The organism is Natrinema sp. H-ect4, assembly GCF_041894845.1.
Taxonomy (GTDB): domain Archaea; phylum Halobacteriota; class Halobacteria; order Halobacteriales; family Natrialbaceae; genus Natrinema.
This window is the reverse complement of the sequence record NZ_JBHDYC010000040.1, coordinates 1-8838: the sequence shown is the minus strand read 5'-3', so window position 1 is coordinate 8838 and position 8838 is coordinate 1. Positions and strand designations below refer to the sequence as shown.

Annotated in this window: 9 protein-coding genes; 6 read left to right on the top strand and 3 right to left on the bottom strand. The window is 61.8% G+C overall.

Going from position 1 to position 8838, the window contains the following annotated elements; translation table 11 throughout:
- Positions 1 to 635 (top strand): signal peptidase I (locus ACEWFR_RS23630; protein WP_374063328.1); only part of this gene is annotated, 635 nt, incomplete at its 5' end.
- A gap of 9 nt (positions 636 to 644) precedes the next feature.
- Positions 645 to 1082, top strand: a complete 438-nt coding sequence (locus ACEWFR_RS23625) for a hypothetical protein (RefSeq protein ID WP_374063327.1) — start codon at positions 645 to 647, stop codon at positions 1080 to 1082.
- A 189-nt stretch (positions 1083 to 1271) separates the two neighbouring features.
- Here the strand turns inward: ACEWFR_RS23625 and ACEWFR_RS23620 are convergent, their stop codons facing one another.
- From ACEWFR_RS23620 to purB, 3 genes are all read right to left on the bottom strand, one after another.
- Complete coding sequence (locus ACEWFR_RS23620) at positions 1272 to 2345, bottom strand: SipW-dependent-type signal peptide-containing protein (protein WP_374063326.1); 1074 nt, start codon at positions 2343 to 2345, stop codon at positions 1272 to 1274.
- Positions 2346 to 2447: 102 nt separating this feature from the next.
- Positions 2448 to 3158, bottom strand: a complete 711-nt coding sequence (locus tag ACEWFR_RS23615) for a SipW-dependent-type signal peptide-containing protein (RefSeq protein ID WP_374063325.1) — start codon at positions 3156 to 3158, stop codon at positions 2448 to 2450.
- 295 nt (positions 3159 to 3453) lie between these two features.
- Positions 3454 to 4839: an adenylosuccinate lyase gene (gene purB / locus ACEWFR_RS23610; RefSeq protein WP_374063324.1), complete on the bottom strand. Its 1386-nt coding sequence runs from the start codon at positions 4837 to 4839 to the stop codon at positions 3454 to 3456.
- A 176-nt stretch (positions 4840 to 5015) separates the two neighbouring features.
- On the opposite strand from purB, the gene purH reads away from it, so the two are divergent.
- The 4 genes from purH (at position 5016) to ACEWFR_RS23590 (ending at position 8625) form a co-directional block, all read left to right on the top strand.
- Entirely contained in the window at positions 5016 to 6704 is a 1689-nt protein-coding gene (gene purH / locus ACEWFR_RS23605) for a bifunctional phosphoribosylaminoimidazolecarboxamide formyltransferase/IMP cyclohydrolase (protein ID WP_374063323.1), read from the top strand.
- Between the two features lie 367 nt (positions 6705 to 7071).
- Positions 7072 to 7266, top strand: coding sequence for a hypothetical protein (locus ACEWFR_RS23600; protein ID WP_374063322.1), 195 nt, complete (start codon positions 7072 to 7074; stop codon positions 7264 to 7266).
- Between the two features lie 11 nt (positions 7267 to 7277).
- Entirely contained in the window at positions 7278 to 7832 is a 555-nt protein-coding gene (locus tag ACEWFR_RS23595) for a metal-dependent hydrolase (RefSeq protein ID WP_374063321.1), read from the top strand.
- A 130-nt stretch (positions 7833 to 7962) separates the two neighbouring features.
- Entirely contained in the window at positions 7963 to 8625 is a 663-nt protein-coding gene (locus tag ACEWFR_RS23590; RefSeq protein ID WP_374063320.1) for a DUF3267 domain-containing protein, read from the top strand.
- Positions 8626 to 8838: the final 213 nt, after the last annotated feature.

Genomic DNA, 8838 nt, shown 5'->3' with positions numbered 1-8838 from the left:
CAATCATGGATTCCGTCCGTACTGTCGTGTCGGAGCATCGAACGGCGGTCAACGTCGTCGGAATCCTCGTGTTGGTCGCAGTCGTCGCGCCGTTCCTCGTCGTCGGCGTCCCGCAGCTCGCGGGGGCCAGCGAGAGCCACGTCGTGCTCTCCGACAGCATGAACCCAACGTTCGAATCGGGCGACGTGATTCTCGTCGAGGACGTCGATCCCGAGACGATCGAGGAAGGGAACGTGATCACGTACGCCGACTCGAGCGGCGAGCGGACGACCCACCGCGTAGTCGAGGTCGTCGAGGAAGATGGCGAGCACTACTTCCAGACGAAAGGCGACGCGAACGAGGATCCGGACGCCACTCTCGTTCCAGCCGGTGCCGTCGAAGCTCGCCACGCACACACGCTCCCCTACATCGGTCACGTCGTCCTTTTCGCTGGAACGCGACTCGGGATCGTACTCCTGATGATCGTGCCGGGAACGCTGTTGATGGTTTCCGAGGCGTGGAACCTGTACCGCGCCTGGAACGGCACCGAAGACGCCGACAGTGACGACGGGGACGACGAACCCAATATCGACGATCGAACGAGTCTCCCTCGAGACGTGGAGCACACCGCTCCGGAACCGGCGGAGGACGACTGAGAAATAGCAATGCAACCAAACAGACGAACGCGGTTCGCGCTCCTGCTTGTGATGGTCACGCTCACGCTCGCGGGTGCGACGATCACGACGACGACGAGCACGTTTACCGACGAGGAAGTACTGGACGGGAACGAAATCGAGGCCGGCGACGGCTATGGGCTCGAGTCGGACAACACCGATAACGAAACCGACACGGATGGGACGACCGAGGAGTCCGAAAACGAAACCAACGACACCGCAACGAGCAACGACGATACGCTCGAGAACGAAAGTGACGACGGGGCGATAGAGGAGAATACGACCGACGAAAACACCGATAATGAATCCGGAACGGACAGTGAAACGGCGACGAGCGACGGTGAGATTCAGGAGCTAGAAGAGGAGGAAACGGTCGAAGCAGAGAGCGAGAACGACGATAACGTGACGGAGACCGAACCGAACGGCTGAGTAGATCCGATGACGGCTGAGAGACGAGAGATCGTCTTCTAATCGTTCTATCCGGGTTTCACGAACCGTCTGTTCACAGTAGCAGCAACTGTTCGAATTAGCGAGCCATCAAAGACAGGGTAGGCGCTCGTTGGAAACCGTTCACAGAACCGTTCAAAAAGAGAGTCGTCGACATCTTGCTACTGTCCCTTACGAGTAGGGATTGTCCGGTTCGTCGTTGTGCCGACACTGCTGGGCGTGGAACTTCAGGTCGAACTCCACCGAGTCACTCTGGACCTCGTTTCCGACCGAGCAGGGGAGTTCCCACTCGAAGCCGATGTACTGCGTCGTCGAGTTCTCGAAGCACTCTCCTTTGGCGTCGCCTTTCTCTTGACAGTAGTAGAACGTCACATTGCTGATCTCGTACCAGCGGCGGTTACGATTGTTCTCGTTTTCCGGAGCGAAAGCCGTTCCAGAGCGAACGCAGTCGTAGCAGGTCTCGACGGTCTTGGATCCACCATCGCCACCGCCAGCGACCACGACCGCACAGAGGTCGACCGTGCTCTCCCAATCGATGCCGACGACTTCGCCGTCTTCGGTGTGGACACCGACGATGTCGATCGATCCCTCGCTGAAGTCGTACGTCTCTCCGTTCTTTGGCGTATCGTCGTGCTTTCCCAACTTGACGCAAGAACTGCCCTCGCTGCTCTCGCTCTGGACATCCCCATCGAGGAGGATCCCCTCGTTCAGTTCCTCGAGTACGTCCCTCAACGAGCCTGCGACGATCTGCTGTTCGCTTCCGGGGTCGTAGACGTTGTCACCGTCGTCGTACCATGCACGTGCGAGGATGGCGTCCGCGAGTTCGCCCTCGCCATCGCCGCCGGTGTCGTCGACCTCGCTCTCCGGTTCGGTGAGTCCGTTATCGTCGTCGGCCGTCAACTCACCGCCCATGTGGATCCACGCCGGGTTGTCGTAGACATGGAGACCGATCGTGGCCTCGCCGTAGTCGCAGGGCTTGACGTCGCCGTGAGGCGGGATCTGGAAGATCGGCCCCGGATTATTTCCGAGGCCATCGGAATCGGTCCTCGTCTCGGCACCGTTGTACGTCATGTCCCAGCCGACTTTCAGATCCAGTGCGCCAGCCGTCACTGCGTTGTCGGTCATTTCCTCCTGATCGTTGAATAGTGCTGCCGTGCCTGAACCGCCAATCGCGGCACCGCCGCCCATCAGTCCGAGGCTGCCGAGCAGTTTTCGTCGTGAGACATCGAGTTTCTCGTTAGTCATCTTGACATCCCTTTGAGGGAGGACCCACCAACGGAATCGAACCGTCGACGCGCCGACGCGGGTCAAGAAATTCTAAATTGATGTTTGATCTGAGAAACTGTGCTAGGCGAACGGGTTATCAGAATCGCTATTGTGCCGTTCCTGCTCAGCGTAGAAGCTCAGATCGAACTTCGCTCTATCCGTCTGGATGATATTACCGACATCACTGTCGACCCACCAATCAAGGATAACACACGCACGATTGTTTGCTGGGAAGGCATCATCCTCCGATGTGCTTGGATCGTGGTCAATGAGAACACCATTGCCAATTTCCCCCATTATCTGTGCGAGTGTTCCCTCAGCGATCACATCTCCATTTGCGACGTATCTTAGCTCGCCCTCAATGTAGTTGGCAAGTTCGCCCTGGTTTGGCGTATCATCAACGTCTACCTCTGGTTCGGTCCTGTTGTTCTCTGCGTTCTCTGTCACATTCCCGCTCATCCAGATCCAGGCAGGATTGGAGACCGGCTTGAGACAGACTTCCAGAGAGCCGTCGTCACCTGGCTTAATATCACTAAGTTCGAACCCTGTCAGGTCACCAGTTCCATCTTCCTCGTTTCCACCTCGTTCAACTACTTGGTTAGTTCCGGTATTTTCAGCAGTGTAATCAACCTCCAAATCCAGCTGACCGGCTTGCATCGTGTTGCCCGTCACGTCGTCCTGATCGTTGAACAGCGCCGCCGTTCCGGCTCCCCCGAGGACGGCACCGGTGCCGACCACGCCGAGACTTCCCAGTACTTTCCGCCGCGAAAGGTCGAACTTGTCTTTCGTCATAGGTCGTATTCTCCGTGGTCGCCCCGTCGCGTTCGGCGGCCGGACCCACCGTCCTGCACCGCCAACGCCCGGAGCGACTCGAGAACACCTATGCCACACACCCCACTATATATACACCAGCTGACAACAGTACAGAGGAAGCCTCAACTCGAGCGAGAGGTCGTATAACGTCGAAGTGATACGCGGTGCAAAATAGATCGCGAGAATAGACGGCGTCTATTCTCGATGAGACCCAGTCTATATTCCGGTAAACGGCGTCTACCGCGGTACTCGTCCGGGGCGTTCGCCAGTCGTTCTACTCGAGGTCGTCGACCAACTCGCTCGCGACGCCCGTGTACCCGGTCGGCGTCAGTGCGTGCAGTTCCTCGCGGACATCCTCGTCGACCTCGAGTTCGTCGAACATCTCGCGGAAGTCCTCGAGAGTCACGTCTTTCCCGCGGGTCACGGCCTTGACGCGCTCGTAGGCGTCTTCCTGTCCCTCGCGCCGGAGGATCGTCTGGACGGCCTCGCCGATGATCTCGGGGGTGTCCTCGAGGTCGTCGCGCATGACCTGCTCGTTGGGGACGACTTTCGAGAGCCCCGACGCGGTCTTGCCGTAGGCGATCAGGCAGTGGGCGAAGGCGCCGCCGATGTTGCGCTTGACCGTCGAATCGGAGAGGTCGCGCTGGAGTCGAGAGGTGGTGACGTAGTCCGCGAGGAAGGTGAGATCCGAGTTGGCCTTCGAGAGGTTGCCCTCGCTGTTCTCGAAGTCGATCGGGTTGACTTTGTGGGGCATCGTCGACGACCCCGTTTCGCCCGCGACGGCCTCCTGCCCGAGGTAGCGGTCGGAGACGTAGAGCCACACGTCGAGATCCAGATCGAGCAACACAGCGTTGGCCCCGCGGAACGCGTCGAACAGCGCCGCGAGGTCGTCACAGGGGTTGACCTGCGTCGTGAGGGGTTCGAACTCGAGGCCCAGCCCCTCCACGAACTCCCGCGCGAAGGCCTGCCAGTCGACGGTGGGATAGGCCGCGACGTGGGCCGCGTAGGTGCCCGACGCGCTGCCGAGTTTCCCCCGCAGATTGTCGGTTGCCCGCCGGATGCGGCCGGTCGCCCGGCCCAGCCGCGAGGCGTAGACGGCCATCTCCTTGCCGAACGTCGTCGGCGTGGCGGGTTGGCCGTGGGTCCGGGCCAGCATCGGGAGGTCGCGGTGCTCGCGAGCCATCCCGGCGAGTGTGTCCCGAACGGCGTACAGTTCCGGGAGGAGCACCTCGTCGACGGCGTCCCGGACGAGCAGCCGGTGGGCGAGGTTGTTCACGTCCTCGCTGGTCAGCCCGAAATGGATCCAGGCCGAGGCGTCGCTGCCCTCGGGCAGTCGGTGCCGAACGAAGTACTCGACGGCTTTGACGTCGTGGTTCGTCGCCTCGAAGTCGGCGTGGCCCTCAGTCTCGAGTTTTTTGATCAATCGTGCGTCCTCCTCGGCGAAGTGGCTGTAGAGTCCACGGAGGTGCTCGCGCGCCTCGAGGCCGAGTTCGAGCGATGTCGCCTCGAGGTCGGCCAGCGCGATCAGGTACTCGACTTCGACGCGAACGCGGGCGCGCATGAGCGCTGCTTCGCTCGCGTACGGCGACAGCGGGGCGGTCCGGCCGTCATAGCGGCCGTCCAGCGGCGAGACGGCGTACAGGGCGTCGGTCTCGGTCATTGTGCGAGTCTGTCCAGCGCGGTGCAAAAGCGTATCGAAACCCGGAGCGTCCGATGCCACGAGCGTGCATACCTCTCCGGATCAGGTTGCGAATATCGCCGTATCGATACACGGACGTGGATACATCGGCCGTCGAGACCGCAACCACTTTGCCGCTCGCGGGCGGGAGTCCCACCATGACGCGAATCGCCGGGATGGCCGGCAACCGAGGGCGCAATCTGTTGAACATCGCCGACCGACGACCGGGCGGAGTCGAGTTCGCCGTCGTCCTGACGAACAGCGAGGACGCGCCGGTGCTCGAGGCCGCGGCCGAGCGCGGGATCCCGACCGAAGTCGTTCCGCTCGCCGATGATATGAGCCGCAGCGAACACGAGGCGGCGGTGCTCGAGGCGCTGTCGGACTACGAGTTCGACCTCGTCTGTCTGGACGGCTACATGCGAATCCTCTCTGACACGTTCCTCGAATCCGCGCCGACCACGCTGAACGTCCACCCCGCATTGCTGCCGTCGTTCCCGGGGATGGACGCGTGGGGCGACGCGCTCGAGGCGGGCGTCTCAGTGACGGGCTGTACGGTCCACGTCGTCACGGATGCGACCGACGAGGACGGAAACGTCATCGAGGACGACGTCGACGCCGGGCCGATCGTCACGCAGGAGCCGATCCCGGTCTACGAGGGCGACGACGAGGAGGGCCTGAAAGAGCGCGTCCTCTACGAGGGCGAGTTCCGCGCGTATCCGCGGGCCGTGAAGTGGTTTGCCGAAGGCACGGTGGATGTGGACACTGATGCCGGCGAGGTCTCGGTAGACGCCGACGTAGCGAGCACCGATTCGGACGACCACGACGGACGCGAGGCGCGTAGCGCCTCGAACACTCGAGCGGCGAAGCCGCGAGAGGGGCTGCCGGCGCGTCGGCTGGTCTCCGACGACCGCGCGGACACGCTCCGCTACGGGGAGAACCCGCATCAGGACGCCGCGATCTACACCGACTACACCTGCGACGAGGCCAGCGTCGTCCACGCCGATCAACTGAACGAGGGCGCGAAGGCGCTGTCGTACAACAACTACAACGACGCCGACGGCGCGCTCAACCTGATCAAGGAGTTCGACGAGCCCGCGGCGGCGGTCATCAAACATACCAACCCGGCAGGCTGTGCGACCGCCGACTCGCTGGCCGAGGCCTACGAGAAGGCCCTCTCCACGGATCCGATGAGCGCCTTCGGCGGCATCGTCGCGCTGAATCGCGAGTGCGACGCCGCGACCGCCGAGCAGGTCATCGACTCGTTCAAGGAGGTCGTCGTCGCGCCCGGCTACACCGACGACGCGCTCGAGGTGCTCTTCGAGAAGGACAATCTCCGCGTGCTCGATGTCGGTGAACTCGGCGAGCGCACCGAGCGCTTCACCGAAAAGCCCCTCGTCGGCGGCCGCCTCGTGCAGGAACGGGATCTGCAGTCGATTTCGGTCGACGACCTCGAGGTCGTTACCGAACGCGAGCCGACTGACGCCGAACTCGAGTCGATGGTGTTCGCGTGGCAGACGCTCAAACACGTCAAATCGAACGGGATCCTCTTCACGAAGGGAACCGAGACGGTCGGCGTCGGGATGGGACAGGTCTCCCGCGTCGACGCGGTTCGGCTGGCGGCGATGAAGGCCGACGAACACGCGGAGGGCAAGGACGCCGAAGGAGCGGTGATGGCCTCGGACGCGTTCTTCCCGTTCCCGGACGGCATCCAGGAGGCCGCGAAGGTGGGCATCGAAGCGGTCGTCCAGCCCGGCGGCTCGGTCAACGACGAGGACGTGATCGAGGTGGCGAACGAACACGGCATGGCGATGGCGTTTACGGGCCAGCGGTCCTTCAGACACGATTAGGACCGCGAGCGAAGCGCGGTTCGGAGCGAACGTCGTGAGCGAGAACCGCGGAAATGCGAACGGGCGTAACGCGCCCGTGAGCGGGAGCGAGCGGCTTTTTGGTCGAGATTTTTCGAGGAGCGGTGAGTAAGCAGAGCGAACGAACCCGACGAGAAAAAGGTCGATGCCGCGATGGCGTTTACGGGCCAGCGGAGTTTTCGGCACGACTGATCGGGAGCGAAGGAGTGCCGAAAGCTCGAAAGACGAGCGGCCCTGGTCGCGAGTCAGTGAGCAAGCGGCTTTGTGGTCGAAACCGATCGATTCCGCGGCCTGCTACTGCAGCGGTGTCGGGTTTGACTATACGAACCCTACGTTGGCAAACGTACCTATGGTGAACCTGAACTCACAGTCAGCGAACAAGCTGAGCATCGTGTCGACGCTGATCGACAGCCTGCTGGCGTTTCGGCGCGGGCGGCCGAAGAGCGGCCTCCTGCTTCTCGGCGCGGCCGCGCTCTCGTCTCGCGTTCCCGGCATCGGGACGGCGGTATCACTGGCACTCCGGATCGCCCGGAGGCTCCGGTAGGCGCCACACCGATGGTCGATGTCACCGGCCACCTCGCGATGGCGCTGCTGTTCGCCGCCCCGGCGTGGCTCGTCTGGGGTCGACGCGGCGCGCTGGGGTTTACGGGCTTCGCGTTAGTCACCGCGATGCTCCCGGACACCGATCTCGTCTTACAGCAGGTGTTCCCGATCACCCACCACGGCGTGACCCACACCGTGGTGTTCGTGCTCCTGCTGAGCATCCTTGTCGGCGCGGCCGTTGCGAAGTGGCTCACCCCCAGGTTCGCTGCCACCCGCTGGATTCGAAGCACCAATATCGCGTCCGAGACGGTCTTCGTCTTCGCGACAGCGGGGTTGGCGCTCGGCGGAATCAGCCACCTGTTTGCGGATATCCTCTCCGCACCCGACATCGCCGCCCCGCTCACGCCGTTCTGGCCGCTATACTCGGAGACGGTGATCGTCGATGTCATCTACTACGATTCGCCGATCTGGAACTTCGGGCTGTTCGCCGTGGCCATCGGACTCCACCTGGTACTCGCCCGGTACAAGAGCGCGCCGCTCGAGACGCGCTACCGAATCAGTAACTGAATAATCGGACGGGTGGTAGAAGCCTCTCCGTTTCAGCTGACTTCATCCATTCACGACGTCGTGAGAGGGGCACCGAGTGAAACGGTGATTCCGACGGAACTGTCAAGTATCGAAATGGAGAAGCGGTTTTATGGTCGAGATGGATCCGACGAACCGTATTGGACAAGGAACGCCAAGCCCGCCTGAACCACCGGATGGCTACGGCGAGCCCCGACTGTTCGAATATTCGACACCAGTGTTACTGATCGCGTCGATTCCACTGTTTTTACTCGCGGCATACGGCTTCGGCTGGCTGCTCTGGCAGATTCAGGGCCCGGAGGTGTTCGCAGCGCTGTTCGGCGTGACCGAAACGGGGGATAGCACGGTGATCGTATTGGATCTGATCGACGTGGGCCTCCCGCTCGTCGCGGCGCTGTTCGTAACTGTCGTCGTCCACGAGCTGATTCACGGTACCGTCATGCGATATTACGGACAGGACGTGACCTACGGCGTACATCCGGCCATGGGTTCCTTCTACGCGGCGGCGTTCGGACAGTTCCAGCGACGCGAGCAACTGTTTCCTATCGGGCTCGCCCCGCTCGTAAGTATTACCGTCGTTGCGACGCCGCTCTTGGCCGTTCCCGTACCGGTTATCGCCGTCACCGCGTATCTCGTCTTACTCGTAAACACGACCGGCGCGGTTGGGGATCTGTACGTCGTCTGGCGTCTCCAACGGATGCCGGAGGGAACGCTCCTGTACGACGTCGATCTCCGACACATGTACGTCTTCGAACCCCTCGATGTCGAGGAGTGACCGATTGAGTATCGTCCGTCGCATTCGTGCATTATCTCACTCACAATCTCTACCCCTGCTCACGAAACACCCGATTTTCTCCGAAAACGTCACGTTCTCAGTCATCCCATCACGATCGGACCACTCGAGAAACTGGATCAAAAACCCGCTCGCTCACTTCGTTCGCTCGCGGTACAATTACTGTCACTCGAGTCGTGCGTCCGTAATCCGCAA